The following is a 15,715-nucleotide window of genomic DNA, read 5'->3' as shown; positions in this document are numbered from 1 at the left end:
CGTCCAATTATGTCTGGAAAAGTAGGCCCCTCCTGCTTTCTACGAAAGCTGCCTGCTCAGGGACTTGCCATGCCAACCAAAGCACTGACCATCCTGATTGCCGATGAACAGCACCTGCAAAGGTTGCATATCGAAAAAATGCTCAATCAGTTGGGCTACTATCGGATCGTCCCGGTGCAGACCTTCGATGAAGTGCTGATCCTGACCGCTATTCCCGCCGAGCCATTCGACGTGTTGATTATCCATTCCGGCCTGTTCGCCAGCACGGGGGGAGCGCTGGCGTTCCAGAAACAACATCCGCAGGTGCGACATGTGCTGGTATATGACGACCAGGACCTGGGCGCGCCAGTATCCCCTGCGCCTCTGGTCCTGGTGCGCTTGCCGGGGTCGCCAGACAGCGTCACCCTGGAGCACTTCATGGACATCATCGACCCGCCGTCACCGGCCAGCGGCTTGCGGGTCTTGCCCTGGCTGCGGGAGCTGGCGCGCAGCCCGGCGGTTTAGCTCAGTCCCACTGCGGCGCAATGCCCTTGGGGCTGGTCAGGCGATGACCACGCTCCAGGCCTTCGATCTGCGCCATATCGGCTTCGCTCAAGGTCAGTTGCACGGCCTTGAGGTTGCTTTGCAGGTTGGCGCGCTGGGTCGAGGACGGAATCACCGCATACCCCAACTGCATCGCCCAGGCCAGGGCCACCTGTGCCGGTGTGGCGTGGTTGCGTTCGGCAATCGCCTGGATCACCGGGTCTTTCAGCACTTCACCGTAGGCCAGGGTCATATAGGACGTAATGTGGATACCGTGGCGCGTGGCGAAATCCACCACAGTACGGTTTTGCAGGTACGGGTGCAGCTCGATCTGGTGGGTGGCGATGTGCTCGGCACCGACGGCGGCGATGGCCTCTTTCATCAGTGCGACGGTGAAGTTGGAGATGCCGATCTGGCGGGTCAGGCCCAGGTGCTTGGCTTCGAGCAACTGCCCCATGAACTCGGCGACGGGCACCTGGTTTTCCGGGGAGGGCCAGTGAATCAGGGTCAGGTCCAGGTAGTCGGTCTTGAGCTTGCGCAGGCTTTCCCTGAGGCTGGGGATCAACTGGCCTTGGGCAAAATTGGCGATCCAGATCTTGCTGGTGATGAACAGCTCGTCGCGGGGGATGCCGCTGTCGGCGATGGCTTGGCCGACATCCGCTTCGTTCTCGTAGATCTGCGCGGTATCGATGACCCGGTAGCCGAGGTCGAGGCCGGTGCTGACGGAATCGATGACCACCTGGCCTTGCAGGCGGAAAGTGCCAAGGCCGAATGCGGGAATAGACATAAGTGACTCCAGTTATGGCGTGGACAATGGCCTTGAGTATCGGCCGGGAACACCAGGAGAAACACCCAAGAGTCTTCAAATGACTCTTGACCAGAAGTCATGAATGGCCTGACCTCCTGTAGGAGCGGGCTTGCCCGCGAAGAACGTCAACGATAACGCGTGCTTACTGAATGAATGCGGCGCCTGTAAGTTTTTCGCGAGCAAGCCCGCCCCTACAGGGCGTTGAGTTCGCGCGCCAGGTCCAGCACCACCTGGGCACTGCCGACGTTGGGCACCAGGTGCGTAAACGGGATATCGATCATGCGGTTTTCCCGCACCGCTCGCAGGCGCGACAGCACCGGGTCACGGGTCAGCAACTGGCGTTTGCGGCTGGCCGGGGACCACACGGCATCGGCCAGCAGGATCACGTCCGGGTCGCTTATCAGCAGGGTTTCACTGCTGACCGTGACCCGGTATTGATTGACCCCGGCAAACAGGTTACGTGCCCCGGCGGCGGCCAGCAGGGCGGTGACAAAGCCTTGTCCTCCTTCGCTGTCGAGGCCGTTGACTTCACTGTCGAGGTAAAACACCGACAAGGGTTTTTCCGGCCTGGCGAGTGCCTGAGCGCGGGCGAGGTCGGCGTCCAGCGCGTCAATCAGGTCGCGGGCCCGCTGCGGTTTATGCAGCAGGTTGCCCAACGTCAGCAGGTCATTGCGAATGTGGCCGAAGAAGTCCAGGGAATGCCCGGCACAGGCCGACTCCAGTAGATAGGAGCCCACCCCGTTGCCGGCCAGCCCGGTACGCGAGGTGATGCCGTTGCCAAAGGCCGTGGCAAATCCTCCCACCACCAGATCCGGCCGTTGCCCATACAGCACCTCGCTGGCCGGGTAGCGCGGCGCAATCACCGGCACACCCAAATACTGACCCAACTGATGCGCGGCACCGTTGTCATCCAGGTACGCCACGCCCACCAGTGTCGGGCCGGCGCCCAGGGCCAGCAGCATGTCGGCGGCGTGTTGGTTGAGGGCGACAATCCGCGACGGCGGCGCGTGGGGCAGGCGCCAATCCTGCTGGCAATTGCGGTAGCCGTCAGCCAGGGCCGATGCACTCCACAACAGGGCGATGGCAAATCCTCCCAGGCGTTTCATGGGCGCTCCCGGATCAGCAATTCTTCAAGCACTTCGCCGCCGACCAGGTGTACATCCACCAGGCGCACGGCATCGGCCTTGCTGTGCACCCCATACCAGCAGCGCTCCGGGTAGACCGTGAGCACTGGCCCCAGGTTGCAGGGGAACTGGCAATGGGTACGTGTGAGCAGTACACCGCCGGGTACTTCAATGCGCTGGTGTTCCAACAGGCGCCGGCGCAAGGTCTTCCACAACTGCAAGGCGCCGCGCTGGGTGCAGCGCGGGCCGGTACACAGCAGCACATGGCGGGCATGATCGGGGATACGGGACCAGTCGGGGTGCGTGTCCACCCCGTCGATTTGCGTGATCTCAGTCATCAGAAGCGATACGTATAACGCACCTCAGAAGTGAACGGTCGGCCCAGGTTGTCGACGTTACTGGAGCGACTGGTGACGTAGTCACGGTCGAACAGGTTTTCCACCAGCAGGCTCACCCGGTGTTGATGGGCGTTGTCGAGGTAGCGGTAGGCATCGGCATCCACCACCGAGTAGTGGCCGTACTCGACTTTTTTCGAACTGATCACATCGTGGATGTAGCGGATAGCCGCGCCGGCGCCCCATAGGCGATTCTGCGACTCAAAGCCCACACGTGAACGGGCGAAGAAGCTCGGCACATCATTGATGGTCACGCCGGCACGGGACTCGGTGAGGTTGCGGGTCATGTCCGCTTGCAGGTTCCATTGCTCGTTGAGCGCCAGCTTGGCGTCGACCTCGAAACCGCGCATCTGGATCTGCCCCTGGCCGTTGACCCACTGGGCATCGTCGACGGTGATCAGGTGGGTGATCTTGCGCTTGAACAGGGTCACGCTGGCGCTGAAGTCGCGATCGGCCAGCAGGCCCTTGTAGTCCAGGCCCAGCTCGGCGTTGCGGCTTTTTTCCGGCTTGAGGTTACGGTTGCCGATCTCGTCGCCGGGCTCGTTGACGAACAGTTGCTCGGCGTTCGGCAGCTTGTACGCCGTGCCGTACTGGCCGCGCAAGGCCCAGTTGGCATTGAGGTCATAGAGCGAGGTGAGCATGCCAACGGTGGCACTGTCACCGCCGCTCATGGCTTCGTGGCGCACGCCAATGCTCGGGTGCCAGTCGGGCAGGGCGTCTATCTGCGGGCGCAACTGGGTGTACAAGGCGTGGGCCTCGGCCTTGTTGTTGTCGATGACCATCACGTCGTCCTGGCCCTTGAACCACTGGTTGTCAGAGCCGAACACCAGCACATGGCCGCCCTCAAGCTCGGCTTTGCCTTCGGCCTGCACGCCCCAGTCAGTGAAGCCCCAGTAGTCATCGTGATTGCGCACCAGGGTGCCGCCGTCGGCGGTGTTGTTGACCCGTGAGTAGCGGGTGTCCCAATCGTTGATATGGCCCTTGACGAAGTAGCTCAACCGCTCGTTGAGGCGTTGTTCGAAGGTCGCCGTGGCAATCTGCTGCACGCGGTCGTTGGTGGTCTTGCGGTTGTTGGTGGCGCCGGCGAAGTCCAGGTTGGCGTCGGTGTACTGGTAAAACAGCTCCAGGCGCGAGTCATCGCCCAAGGACTGGATGGCCTTGGCGCCGAGGGTGGTGACTTCGTAGGAACGTTTCTTGTCGGTGACGTTGCTCATGTCGCGGTTGCGAAACGGCTGGTAGCCCTCGGACACGTTATGGCTGACGTAGGCCAGCAGGCCCAGGTCGCCCAGGCCATTGCTGAAAATCCGCTCGGCCCGGGCATCGCCGGTGGTGCCGCCAAAGGTATCGACGCCCAGGTTGGTCTCGCCGGATACGTCACGGGTTTGCGGGCTGCGTGTGACGATGTTGATGACCCCCGCCACGGCCTGGGTGCCGAACAACAGGCTCTGGCCACCCTTGAGCACTTCGATGCGCTCCACGGCGTTGGCCGGCAAGGTATCCAGGTACAGGCCTCCGTACAGGCGGTTGTTCAGGCGTACGCCGTCAAGCAGGATCAGGGTGTCGTCATTGCGCCCGCCCAGCAGGGAGTAGGTGCCGTAGTCGAACGGGCCGTTTTTCGGGGCGACGTAGAAACCGGGGATGAACATCTGCATCGCCCGCGTGATATCCGCGCTGGGGCCGGCGCGTTCGATCTGCTTGCGGGTGACAATCTCGACCTTGCTGCCGTACTGGGCCATGTCGGCCACGGTGGTGGATTCCACCGACGGCGCGGAAACGGTCTGCGGCTTGAGTTCCAGGGCACGGTTGTCGGCGAGTAGCAGGGGGCTGAACAGGCAACCCAGCAGCAGGCTAGGACCCGCTGTGACGCAACGTTGAAAAATCATAGTCTTCCCGAAAGTATCTTCGCAGAAGCACGCAGGAGAAGGCATCGAGCACACGCCAATACCGGCCCATGCCCGCCCACCGCAGGATTTTGCCAAACAGAAATTCCAGGCCGGTCTCCGGGCTCACGCGTATCGAACTCTTCACCTTCCCATGGCGTTCTGGCCACAGTGGTGTGTCGAAGAGCTCACGCGTATACCGTTGCGGGGGCAGCACCGGACTTGCTCGATCGAGCGTACCGGTTTCCCGTTTCACCCCATGCGCGGCGGCATGAGGCACCTGAAACAGGACGGCATCTGAACATTCCCGCGACTGTTGGTCAACTTCTCTAGTGTTCGGTCCCGTGAGGCCAGATCGTTGTAATATATTTTCTTCGCTTGATCACCAGAGCCGCATTTTCATGCAGAGCACCCGATTGACGCTGATTTGCCATGGTATGACCCGTGCGCAAAAGCTTGGGCATTTTGCCCTTGATGAAGCCCTGGAAACGCCTCCGTCGCCCTTGAGGCTGGCCGCGCGCTTTAAAAAAACGCCACGCCTGTTATGCGGGCCTGAGACCAGGGCCCGGCAAACGGCGACGCTGTTCGGCAAGCACGCAACGATTGATGACGGGTTGCGCGACATGGATGTAGGTCATTGGCGCGGTCTGGACATCAATGACATCGACCGCGACGAACTGATGACCTGGCTCACCGACAGCGCCAGTGCGCCTCATCGTGGTGAGTCAGTGGTGCAGTTGTGCGAGCGCGTCAGCCAGTGGATGCAAAACCTCGCAGAGCAGCCCGGCCATGTGCTGGCGGTGACGCATCCGGCGGTGATTCGTGCGGCTTTGCTGCATGCAATGCAATCACCCGTCGCCATGTTTTACCTGATCGACGTGGAGCCGCTGTCGTCCACCGAGCTGCGTTTCAACAACGTCTGGCGCCTGCGCCTGGAAACGCGCGAGACCTGAGTGGCACGAACATGGCAAAATCCCGGCCCCGCACTGAGAACACCTTCATGAAAAAGATCCTGATCATCGGCATTGGCGCCGGCAACCCCGACTACATCACCATGCAGGCGGTGAAGGCGCTGAACCGCACCGATGTGTTTTTCCTGATGGACAAGGGGCAGAGCAAGGACAAGTTGATCGACCTGCGTCGGGAGATCTGCCAGACCTATATCGACGCCGGGCATGCCTACCGCTTTGTCGAGGCCGACTGCCCCGAGCGTGTGCGTGGCGAGATCGACTACACCACGGCCGTGCAGGATCTGAACCGCGACAAGCAACAGACATTTGAGCGGATGATCAACGAACAAATGGCCGACGGCGAAGTAGGGGCCTTTCTGGCCTGGGGCGATCCGGCGTTGTACGACAGTACCATCCGCATCCTGCAGGCGATCCTGGCCAGTGGCAGCAGTGTGTTTGAGTTCGAGGTCATCCCCGGGATCACCAGCGTCCAGGCCTTGGCGGCCCAGCACAAGGTGCCACTGAACCGCATCGGCCGTTCCATCGAGATCACCACCGGGCGTCGGCTCGCGGCGGGGCAGGTCGGTGATGCCGATACGCTGGTGGTGATGCTGGATGCCGAGGACTCTTACCGCAGCGTCGCGGATCAGGACCTGGAAATCTATTGGGGTGCGTACCTGGGCACGCCGGATGAAATCCTGATCAGCGGCAAGGTGGCTGAGGTGGCCGAGGAAATCGAACGCGTGCGCAAGACAGCGCGCCAGGCCAATGGCTGGATCATGGACACTTACTTGCTACGCAAGCCCTGATTGCTGTAGGAGCGCGGTCATCAAGCCCGCTCCCACATTGAGCTCATTGCTCAGGGGAATCAGCGCCGCAGGTAGGAGCCAAAATCGATATCCCCGGCGCTGAGAATCGCCTGTACCCGGTTGTGCACATTCAGTTTGCGCAGGATCGCCGACACATGGGCCTTCACCGTCGTCTCGGCAATCTCCAGGGTGTAGGCAATCTGCTTGTTCGACTCGCCCTTGGTCATTCGCTCCAGTACCAGTAATTGCTTGCGTGTCAGGGCCTGGAGCAGTTCCGGGGCGAAGGCCGGATTGTCGTGCATGCGCCGCTGGCCGGGGTTTTTCTGGGTGCGGATGATGTCTGGCGGCAGGTAGACGTTGCCATTGAGAATCTGCTGGATCGCCTCGGTCATCTGCGCCCGTGGCGAGGATTTGGTGATGAAACCGACCGCGCCATAGGTAATGGCTTGCAGCACGATTTGCTTGTCCTGCTCGGCCGAGACAATCACCACTGGAATGGTCGGCGCTTCGTTGCGCAGGTTGATCAGGCCATTGAGGCCGTGCATGCCGGGCATGTTCAGGTCCAGCAGGATCAGGTCGAGGTCGTCGTGCTCCTGGGTCAGGGCCAGGGCGCTGTCCAGGTCGGCGGTTTCCATCACTTCGCTACCGGCAAAGCCATCGCTGATGACGTTATGGATCGCTTCGCGAAACAGCGGGTGATCGTCGGCAATCAGAATTTTGTACATGGCCGTTCACCTTTTTATTGTGATTGTTCAGTGGGCAAGTTCAAAGGGCTCAGGGTGTGCTGCGGCGACTGGCAGCTTGGCTGCCTCCCACGCGTCCAGGCCCTCGCGATACCAATACACAGCGGTATAACCCAAGGCATTGGCCCGTTTTACCGCGTTCCAACTCAGCCAGCAATCGGAGCGGCAGTAGAACACCAACGGTTGCGCCAGGTTACCGCCACTGTAGGCATACAGGTGGCGGGCAAAGTAGCTTTGCCACTCGGGCGTCAGCTCACCATCGCCCGTATTGGCCAGCCAGTGGCTGCCGGGCAGGTTGGCATGGGGCTGGTCTTCGATGAACTGGCCGTGCAGCCATTGCCGGCGGTAGACGTCGATCAGCACCGGGCGCGGCTGTTGTGTCAGTAGGGTTTGCAAGGCCTGGGTATCGACGATGGTCGCGCCCGGCAAGTGTTCTGGGGTGGGGCTGCGGTAGAGGTTGATGCGGTAGCCGTCGCGGGAAAACAGCGCGGTTGGCGGTTGGGCAGCCGCCAGCAGCGGAGTCAGCGACAGCACGGCAACCAGAGTCAGTCGGGCGGGCAGCATGGCAGGTTCGATCCTTATAGTTATGCGCCCATTACATGCCAGTCGCGCTGCCTTGGGAATGCGACGATAGACAGCAAAACCAGTACCAAAGTAGTAAATCGCCTGTTGCTTGAGGGCTCTAGCATGAACGCAACGGTCATCCCCAGGAGTTGTACGATCATGCGAATCCTCAAGGCGCTGCTCTTGCCGTTTTTGCTGATCCTCAGCCTGATCGGGGTCGACAAGCTCCACGGCCCGCGACCGTCGCCCACTACGATGATGCAAGTGCATGCACCATGAATATCCTACTGGTGGACAAACATGCGGTGGTGCGGCTCGGCTACGCCAGCCTGTTGCGGGCGCAGTTGCCGGGCGTCGAAGTGCGCGAAGCGGGCAGTGGTGAAGATGCACTGCTGCGGGTGCAGGAAGCAGTGCCGAACCTGGTGATCACAGGTGTCGGCCTGCCAGGCATCAGCGGCCTGGAAACCACCCGCCGCCTGCGCCAGCGCCTGCCGCAATTGCGCGTGTTGTTTTTCAGCCAGCACGATGAGTTGCCCCTGGTGCGCCAGGCCCTGGAGGCCGGTGCATCGGGCTATATCACCAAGGGCGCAACGCCTGCGGTGATGAATGAAGCCGTGCAGCGCCTCCTCGACGGCCATACCTATATCGAGCAGGTCCTGGCCACGGAGTTGGCCTTTCATCCGAGTGATCATCGGTTGCAGGGCATGACGGCCCGTGAGCTGGAGATTTTCCTGATGCTGGCCAAGGGCACGCCCACCCGTTCGATCGCCGATCAACTGAGTATCAGCAGCAAGACCGTGTCCAATTACCTGACGTTGCTCAAGAGCAAATTGCAGGTTACGTCCCATGCCGAATTGGTACATGTAGGGATTGACCTGGGAGTGGTGCGGGCGGCGGGATGATCCACACCGCCCACTGGCGGTCAGCGATCCCAAGTGGTGGGGCAGTCCTTGCAGCCTTCCATATTCGCATCCTGGAAATTGGCATAGTGCTGGCGGGTGCCGCTGAGGGTGGCCCGTTCCAGGTTGCTTTCACCGAACTTGGCTTCTTGCAGGTTGGCATCGCTCAGGTCCGCCCCTTGCAGGTCGGCCTTGCTCAACCAGGTCATTTCCAGGTCCGCCGCACGCAGGTTGGCCTTGTGCAGCTTGGCCCCAGACAACCGCGCAAATTGCAGGTAAGCGCCGCTGAGGTTGGCGTTTTCGAACTGTGCGCCCTGGGCGAACATGCCCCAGCCTTGCACCGCCATCAATGTGGCACCGCTGAAATCTGCCAGGCGCAGGTTGGCTTGTTGCAGGCTCGCGCGGGTCAGGTTGGCGCCTTGCAGTTGGGCTTTTTCCAGGTTGGCCAGGTCGATGTTGGCGTGGCGCAGGTCGGCCTCGCGCAGGTCAGCCCCGGCCAGGTTCATTTTGCTCAAGTCCTGGTTGCGCAGGTTGGCGCCCTTGAGGTTGGCGCCGGGGCATTGGCTGTGGGGCGCGATGGTGCAACCGTTGATAACCAGCGGTTGATCGTCACCCTCGTCAGCGTAGGCCTGGGGCAACGCGAGCAGTAGCAATAAAGGCAGGTATTTCATCACACGACCTCGAAGGTGGAAGGGGCTGCCCAAAGCAGCCCCTCTTGCCATCAGATGGATTATTTTTGGGCGGTCTTGTTATCCCAGCTCGGGATCTTGAACACCCAGAACGACCCGCCTTGTGCCACCGGTTTGGTCAGCTCGGCCATGTCGCCGCCCCACAACGGCACCGCGCCGCCGTAGCCCACGGTCACGCCGATGTACTGCTCGCCATCCTGTTCCCAGGTAACCGGCGGGGAGACGATGCCGCTGCCGGTCTGGAACTTCCACAGCTCCTTGCCGGTTTTTGCATCGAAGGCCTTGAAGAAACCATCCCCCGTGCCGGTGAACACCAGGTTGCCCTTGGTCGCCAGCACGCCGGCCCACAGCGGCAGGGCCTCTTTGTGCTCCCACACCACCTTGCCGGTGGTCGGGTTCATCGCGCGCAAGGTGCCGACGTGGTCGTCATACATGCGCTTGATACGAAAGCCCATGCCCAGGTACGCCGAGCCCTTTTTGTAGTTGACCTCCTCGGTCCAGTATTCCTCTTTCCACTGGTTGCCCGGGATATAGAACAGGCCTGTGTCCTGGCTGTACGCCATGGGGTTCCAGTTCTTGCCACCGAGGAACGGCGGCGAGACTTCCACCGGCTTGCCCTTGGTTTCACCCGGCAATGGCTTGGCCGGACGCTGGCCTTCGTTTTCCACGGGGCGGCCAGTCTTGAGGTCGATATGGCTGGCCCAGGTGATGTTGTCGACAAACGGGAAGGCGTTCTGCAGCTTGCCGTTGTTGCGGTCCACTACGTAGAAGAAACCGTTGCGATCGGCGTGGCCGGTGGCCTTGACCACTTTGCCGTCCTTGTCCTTGTAGTCGAACAGCACCAGCTCGTTGTTGCCGGAGAAGTCCCAGGCATCGTTTGGCGTGTGCTGGTAGAACCATTTCACTTCGCCGGTGCTTGGGTCGACACCAACCTGGCCTGAGGTGTAGAGGCTGTCGAAGTCGTGGGGATTGCCGTCCTTGGAGGTACGCGCCCAGGTGTTCCATGGGCCGGGGTTGCCGGCACCGACGATGATGGTGTTGGTCTCGGCATCGAAACTGGCGCTCTGCCAAGGCGCGCCGCCGCCGTGGCTCCAGGCCTCGACCTTGCCGGTTTCGGTGGTCGGATCATCCGGCCACGAAGGCGCTTTCACATCGCCGGTGGTGGTGCTGTCCTTGCCATTGAGGCGGCCCATGTGGCCTTCGACAAACGGACGCATCCACACTTCTTCGCCGGTGTCCGGGTCGCGGGCAAACAGTTGGCCGACCACGCCGAACTCATCACCGGAGCTACCGTGGATCAGCAGGACCTTGCCGGTGACCTTGTCTTTGATCAGCACCGGGGCGCCGGTCATGGTGTAGCCGGCGGCGTGGTCGCCGAATTTCTTGTTCCACACCACTTTGCCGGTGTTTTTGTCGAGGGCGATCAGGCGCGCATCGAGGGTGCCGAAGTAGATCTTGTCGCCGAAGATCGCCGCACCGCGGTTGACCACGTCACAGCACGGGCGAATGTTGTCGGGCAGGCGGTGGTTGTAGGTCCACAGGCGTTTGCCGGTCTTGGCGTCGAGGGCGAAGACCCGGGAGTAGGAACCAGTGACGTAGACCACGCCGTCGCTGACGATGGCCTGGGATTCCTGGCCGCGCTGCTTCTCGTCACCGAACGAGTAGGACCAGGCTGGCGTCAGCTTGAATACGTTCTTGTCGTTGACCTGGGCCAGCGGGCTCCAGCGCTGGGCATTGGTGCCCATGCCGTATTGCAGCACATCCTTGGTGGTCAGGTGGTCGTTGGCAATGTCTTCCCAGGTGACGTTGCGCATGCTCTTGGATGAGTGTGCAGAAGGATCGGTAGCGGCGAAGCCGAGCGCACTCAAGGACAGGCTGCCGACCAGCAGGAAAGCCTGCACGGCAAGGCTCAGCGGCGAGAGGGCGGGTAGCGATCTTATTGTCATGGTTGCAGTTCCCAGTGGAGGTTTTGGCCTGCACAGGTTGCTGCGTGGACGGGGCACACGGATACGGAAAATATCCCGGTGTGGCCGGGACAATTTCCCGAACCGCACCTGATTTAGCAGTGCCTCGCAAGCCTTACTACCAAGGGAGTAGACCCCGGCCACCAAAGCAGCATACGGCCCTTGGCGAGGCGTTCCTAAGATGGTTGCCATAGCCTCTGCAAAGGGGTTTTGCGTGCAATCCTGAGGGAAAAACAATGACAACAAAACGCAACGCCTTGCTGTTGGCTGGCCTCTTGGTCGGCGTGATCGGCACAGGCACCGCCTGGGCTCATGGCAACGTGACACCCACTGCCGTGGAAACCAAGGGACTGACGCCGATCAAGGATGCCGGCGTGACACTGGATGCCGATGGTTGGGCGGCGGTGAACCCGTATCGCCAGTCGCCGCAACGCGACAAGGCCGTGGAAGTCGGCGCCTCGGCCTATAACCAGAACTGCGCCGCATGCCACGGCCTGGAGGCCAAGTCCGGTGGGATTGCGCCTGACCTGCGCATGCTTGATGAGGGCGATGCCGGGGACGAGTGGTTTGTGGAGCGGGTGCGCCACGGCGCCGTGCGCGATGGCCGGGTGTATATGCCGAAGATGGCCGACTACCTGAGCCAGGAAGCCTTGTGGGCGGTGCGCACCTATCTTGATAGCGTGCACGTCGAGGAGTAAGCCATGGGCTGGCGCGCACGTTGGCTGTTGGCCTGCTGGTTGCCACTGGCCGCCTACGGGATGGACCCCGGCAAAGACCCGGTGCCGTCGGTGATGTGGAGCTACTACCACAAGCAGTATCTGGACAATGCCCCGTTCATCTTTGATGAACGGGTCAAGTTGCTGGCGCCGCCATTTGCCGAAGATGCGCGCCAGGTGCCGCTGGAAGTCGACGCCCGTGCCTTCAAGGGCGAGGTGGTGAAAATCATCGCCTGGGCCGAACTCAATCCACTGCCGAAAATCGTCGACTTTCAACCGGGCGAGGGCGTGTTGCCGTGGTTGGCGATCCGCATTCGTATCGAACAGGCCACGCCGCTGCGCGCCGCCGTATTGACCAAGGATGGCCTGTGGCATGTCGGCTCGACCCTGATCGACGCCGCCGGCGGTGGCTGCACGGCGCCCAGCGTGGTGCGCAGCCAGCCGGGCTGGGAAGAGCATTTGGGCGAGGTGTTGGGCGGTCGTTACCCACGCAGCGATTTCAGCCGGTTGCGCCTGCAAGTGGCGCACCCGATGGACAATGGCATGGTCAGCGGCATTCCCGAGTTCTATATCAACCATGCCGAGCTGCGCGACGCCCAGGATCGGGTGCTGGCACGCCTGGAGTTGTTTGCGGCGGTCAGCGAGAACCCCGACCTGGCGTTTGACCTGCAAGGGCCAGGGCCGGTGCGCCTGCTGCTGCGCGACACCAGCGGCAGCCAATTCGAAGGGGCGATCCCATGAGACTGCTCCTGTGGCTATTGCTTGGCCTGAGCCTGCCGGCGCTGGCGGACCTGGACTACGCCCTCAAGCCCCGGCAGATCGCCACCGATACCTGGCTGCTGGAAGGCAGCACCGATAATTTCGCCAGGGACAACGGCGGCAATATCGTCAATACCGGGTTTATCGTCACCCAGGCGGGGGTAGTGGTGATCGACACCGGCCCGTCCCGGCGCTACGGCGAGGCATTGCGCCAGGCGATTGCCACGGTCACTGAAAAGCCGGTGATCCAGGTCCTGTTGACCCATCACCATCCCGACCATGTGCTGGGCAATCAAGCGTTCAAGGACGTGCCCATCGGCGCCCTGCAAGGCACCACTACGCTGCTGCGCGAGCAGGGCGACGTCATGGCGCAAAATATGTACCGCATGGTCGGCGACTGGATGCGTGGCACCGAAGTACTGCTGCCGAACCACACCGTAACGCCCGGCGTGCAGACCTTCGGCAGTCAGCGTTTGCGCTTGTTGGCCTTGAGTGGCCACACGGGTGCCGATCTGGCGATTCTCGATGAAACAACCGGTGTGCTGTTTGCCGGCGACCTGGTGTTTTACCAGCGTGCCCTGACCACGCCCAACACACCAGGCCTGTCGGTATGGCTGGCGGATATCGCCACCCTGCAAGGCCTGCCCTGGAAGGTGATCGTGCCTGGTCACGGCCCAGTGGCAACCGACACCCAACCCTTCGCCCAAATGCGTGACTACCTGGGCTGGCTCGACCAGCTCATGGCCACCGGTGCCGCCAACGGCAGCGCCATGGGCGAGATGATCCGCAGCCCCATCCCCGAACGTTTCGCGGCCATCAGCCTGGGCCGCTACGAACTGATCCGCAGTGTCAGTCACCTGTATCCCCGCTATGAACGCGGGCAGATGCAACGGATAGATCAATAACAACATCACACCGAAAGAGGCCTCATCATGATCTACGCACAACCTGGCACCCCCGGCGCCATCGTCACTTTCAAGCCGCGCTACGGTAACTTCATCGGTGGCGAGTTTGTGGCCCCGGTCAACGGTGAGTACTTCACCAACACCTCGCCGGTCACCGGGGAAGTGATCGCTGAGTTTCCGCGCTCCAGCGCCGCCGATATCGACAAAGCCCTGGACGCTGCCCACGCTGCCGCCGACGCCTGGGGCAAGACCTCGGCCCAGGACCGCTCCCTGGTGCTGCTGAAAATTGCCGACCGTATCGAGCAGCACTTGGAAGTGCTGGCCGTCACCGAAACCTGGGACAACGGCAAGGCCGTGCGCGAAACCCTGAATGCCGACGTACCGCTGGCCGCCGACCATTTCCGTTACTTCGCCGGCTGCATCCGCGCCCAGGAAGGCGGCGCCGCCGAGATCAACGAGCTGACCACGGCCTATCACTTCCACGAGCCCCTGGGCGTGGTTGGGCAGATCATCCCGTGGAACTTCCCGCTGCTGATGGCCGCCTGGAAACTCGCGCCGGCCCTGGCCGCCGGCAACTGCATCGTGCTCAAGCCCGCCGAGCAGACGCCGTTGTCGATCATGGTGTTTGCCGAGCTGATTGCCGACCTGCTGCCGGCCGGCGTGCTGAACATTGTCCAGGGCTTTGGCCGTGAAGCCGGCGAGGCCCTGGCCACCAGCAAGCGCATCGCCAAGATTGCCTTTACCGGCTCCACCCCGGTGGGCGCGCACATCATGCACGCGGCGGCCGAGAATATTATTCCGTCCACCGTCGAGCTGGGCGGCAAGTCACCGAATATCTTCTTTGAAGACATCATGCAGGCGGAACCGGCCTTTATCGAGAAAGCCGCCGAGGGCCTGGTGCTGGCGTTCTTCAACCAAGGTGAGGTGTGCACCTGCCCGTCGCGGGCGCTGGTGCAGGAATCGATCTACGAACCGTTCATGGCCGAGGTGATGAAGAAGATCGTCAAGATCAAGCGTGGCAACCCGCTGGACACCGAGACCATGGTTGGCGCCCAGGCGTCCGAGCAACAGTACGACAAGATCCTCTCGTACCTGACCATCGCCCAGGAGGAGGGTGCCGAACTGCTGGCCGGTGGCGCTGCCGAACACCTGGAGGGCGACCTGTCCAGCGGCTATTACATCCAGCCGACCCTGCTCAAGGGCCACAACAAAATGCGCGTGTTCCAGGAAGAAATCTTCGGTCCGGTGGTGGGCGTGACCACCTTCAAGGACGAAGCGCAAGCCCTGGCGATTGCCAACGACAGCGAATTCGGCCTGGGTGCCGGGCTGTGGACCCGCGACATCAACCGCGCCTACCGCATGGGCCGGGCGATCAAGGCCGGGCGGGTGTGGACCAACTGTTATCACCTGTACCCGGCGCATGCGGCGTTTGGTGGTTACAAGAAGTCGGGCGTGGGGCGTGAGAACCACAAGATGATGTTGGATCATTACCAGCAGACCAAGAACCTGCTGGTGAGCTACGACATCAACCCGCTGGGGTTCTTCTGATCTAACGCGGTCAAAAAAGTGGGAGCGGGCTTGCTCGCGATAGCGGTGAAGCAGTGACTGGGTTGCTGGCTGTCACACCGCCATCGCAGCCTCGCCGGTGCTCGACAGCTCCCACATAGAGGTAGTGGGGACTCCCACATTTTTATGGGGGTACACCCGCGACCATTGCAGGTTGCCGGCTCGTTCGAAAGTAGCATTCGCCTGTCAGCCCAGCCATGCATTAATGCCTTCACCGGACTCTCCCGGCATAACAAGAGGATCGCCCCATGTGGACCAAACCCGCCTACACCGACCTGCGTATTGGCTTTGAAGTGACTATGTATTTCGCCAACCGCTGAAAATTCAGCGGGGATGCGGGCCACCCATTGGTCTGATTGCATTCGCCAGCGGATGCGTTAGTGTGGCCCGTATCTTCCAAAAACAATAAAAACAGGCTTACC

17 protein-coding genes and 1 riboswitch are annotated in these 15,715 nt (G+C 61.7%); of the genes, 9 read left to right on the top strand and 8 right to left on the bottom strand.

Going from position 1 to position 15,715, the window contains the following annotated elements; all coding sequences use genetic code 11:
- Window positions 1-69: 69 nt before the first annotated feature.
- Window positions 70-504, top strand: coding sequence for a hypothetical protein (locus H097_RS04015; protein WP_032857519.1), 435 nt, complete (start codon window positions 70-72; stop codon window positions 502-504).
- Between the two features lies 1 nt (window position 505).
- On the opposite strand, the gene dkgB is transcribed toward H097_RS04015, so the two are convergent.
- The 4 genes from dkgB to H097_RS03995 form a co-directional block, all read right to left on the bottom strand.
- Window positions 506-1,309 (bottom strand): 2,5-didehydrogluconate reductase DkgB, encoded by an 804-nt coding sequence (dkgB, locus tag H097_RS04010; RefSeq protein WP_032857518.1) that lies wholly within the window; start codon window positions 1,307-1,309, stop codon window positions 506-508.
- 212 nt (window positions 1,310-1,521) lie between these two features.
- Complete coding sequence (locus H097_RS04005; RefSeq protein WP_032857517.1) at window positions 1,522-2,436, bottom strand: ABC transporter substrate-binding protein; 915 nt, start codon at window positions 2,434-2,436, stop codon at window positions 1,522-1,524.
- A complete protein-coding gene (locus tag H097_RS04000) occupies window positions 2,433-2,792 on the bottom strand; it encodes a (2Fe-2S) ferredoxin domain-containing protein (protein WP_032857516.1) in 360 nt (119 codons plus the stop codon). Before H097_RS04000 ends, H097_RS04005 begins: the two co-directional genes overlap by 4 nt.
- A complete protein-coding gene (locus H097_RS03995) occupies window positions 2,792-4,732 on the bottom strand; it encodes a TonB-dependent receptor (protein ID WP_032857513.1) in 1,941 nt (646 codons plus the stop codon). The genes H097_RS04000 and H097_RS03995 overlap by 1 nt, the downstream gene beginning before the upstream one ends.
- Before the next feature lie 90 nt (window positions 4,733-4,822).
- Window positions 4,823-5,028, bottom strand: a riboswitch (cobalamin riboswitch).
- 102 nt (window positions 5,029-5,130) lie between these two features.
- On the opposite strand from H097_RS03995, the gene H097_RS03990 reads away from it, so the two are divergent.
- Window positions 5,131-5,682 (top strand): histidine phosphatase family protein, encoded by a 552-nt coding sequence (locus tag H097_RS03990; protein WP_032857512.1) that lies wholly within the window; start codon window positions 5,131-5,133, stop codon window positions 5,680-5,682.
- 47 nt (window positions 5,683-5,729) lie between these two features.
- Window positions 5,730-6,488 carry a precorrin-6A synthase (deacetylating) gene (cobF, locus tag H097_RS03985; RefSeq protein WP_032857510.1) on the top strand — a complete coding sequence of 253 codons (759 nt, stop codon included), beginning with the start codon at window positions 5,730-5,732 and terminating at the stop codon, window positions 6,486-6,488.
- A 59-nt stretch (window positions 6,489-6,547) separates the two neighbouring features.
- On the opposite strand, the gene H097_RS03980 is transcribed toward cobF, so the two are convergent.
- Together H097_RS03980 and H097_RS03975 are read right to left on the bottom strand one after the other, a co-directional pair.
- Complete coding sequence (locus H097_RS03980) at window positions 6,548-7,213, bottom strand: response regulator transcription factor (protein ID WP_029296512.1); 666 nt, start codon at window positions 7,211-7,213, stop codon at window positions 6,548-6,550.
- A gap of 27 nt (window positions 7,214-7,240) precedes the next feature.
- On the bottom strand, window positions 7,241-7,795 hold the full coding sequence (locus H097_RS03975) for a PQQ-dependent catabolism-associated CXXCW motif protein (RefSeq protein ID WP_032857506.1): 555 nt from the start codon (window positions 7,793-7,795) through the stop codon (window positions 7,241-7,243).
- Window positions 7,796-8,070: 275 nt separating this feature from the next.
- Here H097_RS03975 and H097_RS03970 point away from each other — a divergent pair, with 275 nt between their 5' ends.
- A complete protein-coding gene (locus H097_RS03970; RefSeq protein ID WP_032857504.1) occupies window positions 8,071-8,697 on the top strand; it encodes a response regulator transcription factor in 627 nt (208 codons plus the stop codon).
- A 20-nt stretch (window positions 8,698-8,717) separates the two neighbouring features.
- Here H097_RS03970 and H097_RS03965 read toward each other — a convergent pair whose 3' ends face one another.
- The gene (locus H097_RS03965) at window positions 8,718-9,365 is read right to left on the bottom strand and encodes a pentapeptide repeat-containing protein (RefSeq protein WP_032857503.1); all 648 of its coding nucleotides are present in this window, start codon (window positions 9,363-9,365) and stop codon (window positions 8,718-8,720) included.
- A 59-nt stretch (window positions 9,366-9,424) separates the two neighbouring features.
- A complete protein-coding gene (gene exaA, locus H097_RS03960; protein WP_082445518.1) occupies window positions 9,425-11,329 on the bottom strand; it encodes a quinoprotein ethanol dehydrogenase in 1,905 nt (634 codons plus the stop codon).
- Between the two features lie 254 nt (window positions 11,330-11,583).
- Here exaA and pedF point away from each other — a divergent pair, with 254 nt between their 5' ends.
- From pedF to pqqA, 5 genes are all read left to right on the top strand, one after another.
- Window positions 11,584-12,045 (top strand): cytochrome c-550 PedF, encoded by a 462-nt coding sequence (gene pedF / locus H097_RS03955; RefSeq protein WP_032857500.1) that lies wholly within the window; start codon window positions 11,584-11,586, stop codon window positions 12,043-12,045.
- A gap of 3 nt (window positions 12,046-12,048) precedes the next feature.
- Window positions 12,049-12,804, top strand: coding sequence for a quinoprotein dehydrogenase-associated SoxYZ-like carrier (locus tag H097_RS03950; RefSeq protein WP_032857499.1), 756 nt, complete (start codon window positions 12,049-12,051; stop codon window positions 12,802-12,804).
- The gene (locus H097_RS03945) at window positions 12,801-13,727 is read left to right on the top strand and encodes a quinoprotein relay system zinc metallohydrolase 1 (protein WP_032857497.1); all 927 of its coding nucleotides are present in this window, start codon (window positions 12,801-12,803) and stop codon (window positions 13,725-13,727) included. The genes H097_RS03950 and H097_RS03945 overlap by 4 nt, the downstream gene beginning before the upstream one ends.
- Before the next feature lie 27 nt (window positions 13,728-13,754).
- A complete protein-coding gene (locus tag H097_RS03940; RefSeq protein ID WP_032857496.1) occupies window positions 13,755-15,275 on the top strand; it encodes an aldehyde dehydrogenase family protein in 1,521 nt (506 codons plus the stop codon).
- Between the two features lie 266 nt (window positions 15,276-15,541).
- Window positions 15,542-15,613 (top strand): pyrroloquinoline quinone precursor peptide PqqA, encoded by a 72-nt coding sequence (gene pqqA / locus H097_RS27495; RefSeq protein WP_003243383.1) that lies wholly within the window; start codon window positions 15,542-15,544, stop codon window positions 15,611-15,613.
- The last annotated feature ends 102 nt before the right edge of the window (window positions 15,614-15,715 follow it).

Source organism: Pseudomonas sp. FH4 (assembly GCF_000510915.2).
Lineage (GTDB): Bacteria > Pseudomonadota > Gammaproteobacteria > Pseudomonadales > Pseudomonadaceae > Aquipseudomonas > Aquipseudomonas brenneri.
The sequence above is the reverse complement of the archived record's forward strand: the minus strand, read 5'-3'. Positions and strand labels throughout refer to the sequence as shown.

Excerpts from the sequence above, each read along its gene's own strand:
- H097_RS04000 (WP_032857516.1), bottom strand. The coding sequence starts at position 2,792 with ATGACTGAGATCACGCAAATCGACGGGGTGGACACGCACCCCGACTGG.
- H097_RS04015 (WP_032857519.1), top strand. The coding sequence starts at position 70 with ATGCCAACCAAAGCACTGACCATCCTGATTGCCGATGAACAGCACCTG.
- cobF (WP_032857510.1), top strand. The coding sequence starts at position 5,730 with ATGAAAAAGATCCTGATCATCGGCATTGGCGCCGGCAACCCCGACTAC.
- H097_RS03940 (WP_032857496.1), top strand. The coding sequence starts at position 13,755 with ATGATCTACGCACAACCTGGCACCCCCGGCGCCATCGTCACTTTCAAG.
- H097_RS03965 (WP_032857503.1), bottom strand. The coding sequence starts at position 9,365 with ATGAAATACCTGCCTTTATTGCTACTGCTCGCGTTGCCCCAGGCCTAC.
- H097_RS03975 (WP_032857506.1), bottom strand. The coding sequence starts at position 7,795 with ATGCTGCCCGCCCGACTGACTCTGGTTGCCGTGCTGTCGCTGACTCCG.
- H097_RS03945 (WP_032857497.1), top strand. The coding sequence starts at position 12,801 with ATGAGACTGCTCCTGTGGCTATTGCTTGGCCTGAGCCTGCCGGCGCTG.
- H097_RS03995 (WP_032857513.1), bottom strand. The coding sequence starts at position 4,732 with ATGATTTTTCAACGTTGCGTCACAGCGGGTCCTAGCCTGCTGCTGGGT.
- exaA (WP_082445518.1), bottom strand. The coding sequence starts at position 11,329 with ATGACAATAAGATCGCTACCCGCCCTCTCGCCGCTGAGCCTTGCCGTG.
- H097_RS03990 (WP_032857512.1), top strand. The coding sequence starts at position 5,131 with ATGCAGAGCACCCGATTGACGCTGATTTGCCATGGTATGACCCGTGCG.
- pedF (WP_032857500.1), top strand. The coding sequence starts at position 11,584 with ATGACAACAAAACGCAACGCCTTGCTGTTGGCTGGCCTCTTGGTCGGC.
- H097_RS04005 (WP_032857517.1), bottom strand. The coding sequence starts at position 2,436 with ATGAAACGCCTGGGAGGATTTGCCATCGCCCTGTTGTGGAGTGCATCG.
- dkgB (WP_032857518.1), bottom strand. The coding sequence starts at position 1,309 with ATGTCTATTCCCGCATTCGGCCTTGGCACTTTCCGCCTGCAAGGCCAG.
- H097_RS03970 (WP_032857504.1), top strand. The coding sequence starts at position 8,071 with ATGAATATCCTACTGGTGGACAAACATGCGGTGGTGCGGCTCGGCTAC.
- H097_RS03980 (WP_029296512.1), bottom strand. The coding sequence starts at position 7,213 with ATGTACAAAATTCTGATTGCCGACGATCACCCGCTGTTTCGCGAAGCG.
- H097_RS03950 (WP_032857499.1), top strand. The coding sequence starts at position 12,049 with ATGGGCTGGCGCGCACGTTGGCTGTTGGCCTGCTGGTTGCCACTGGCC.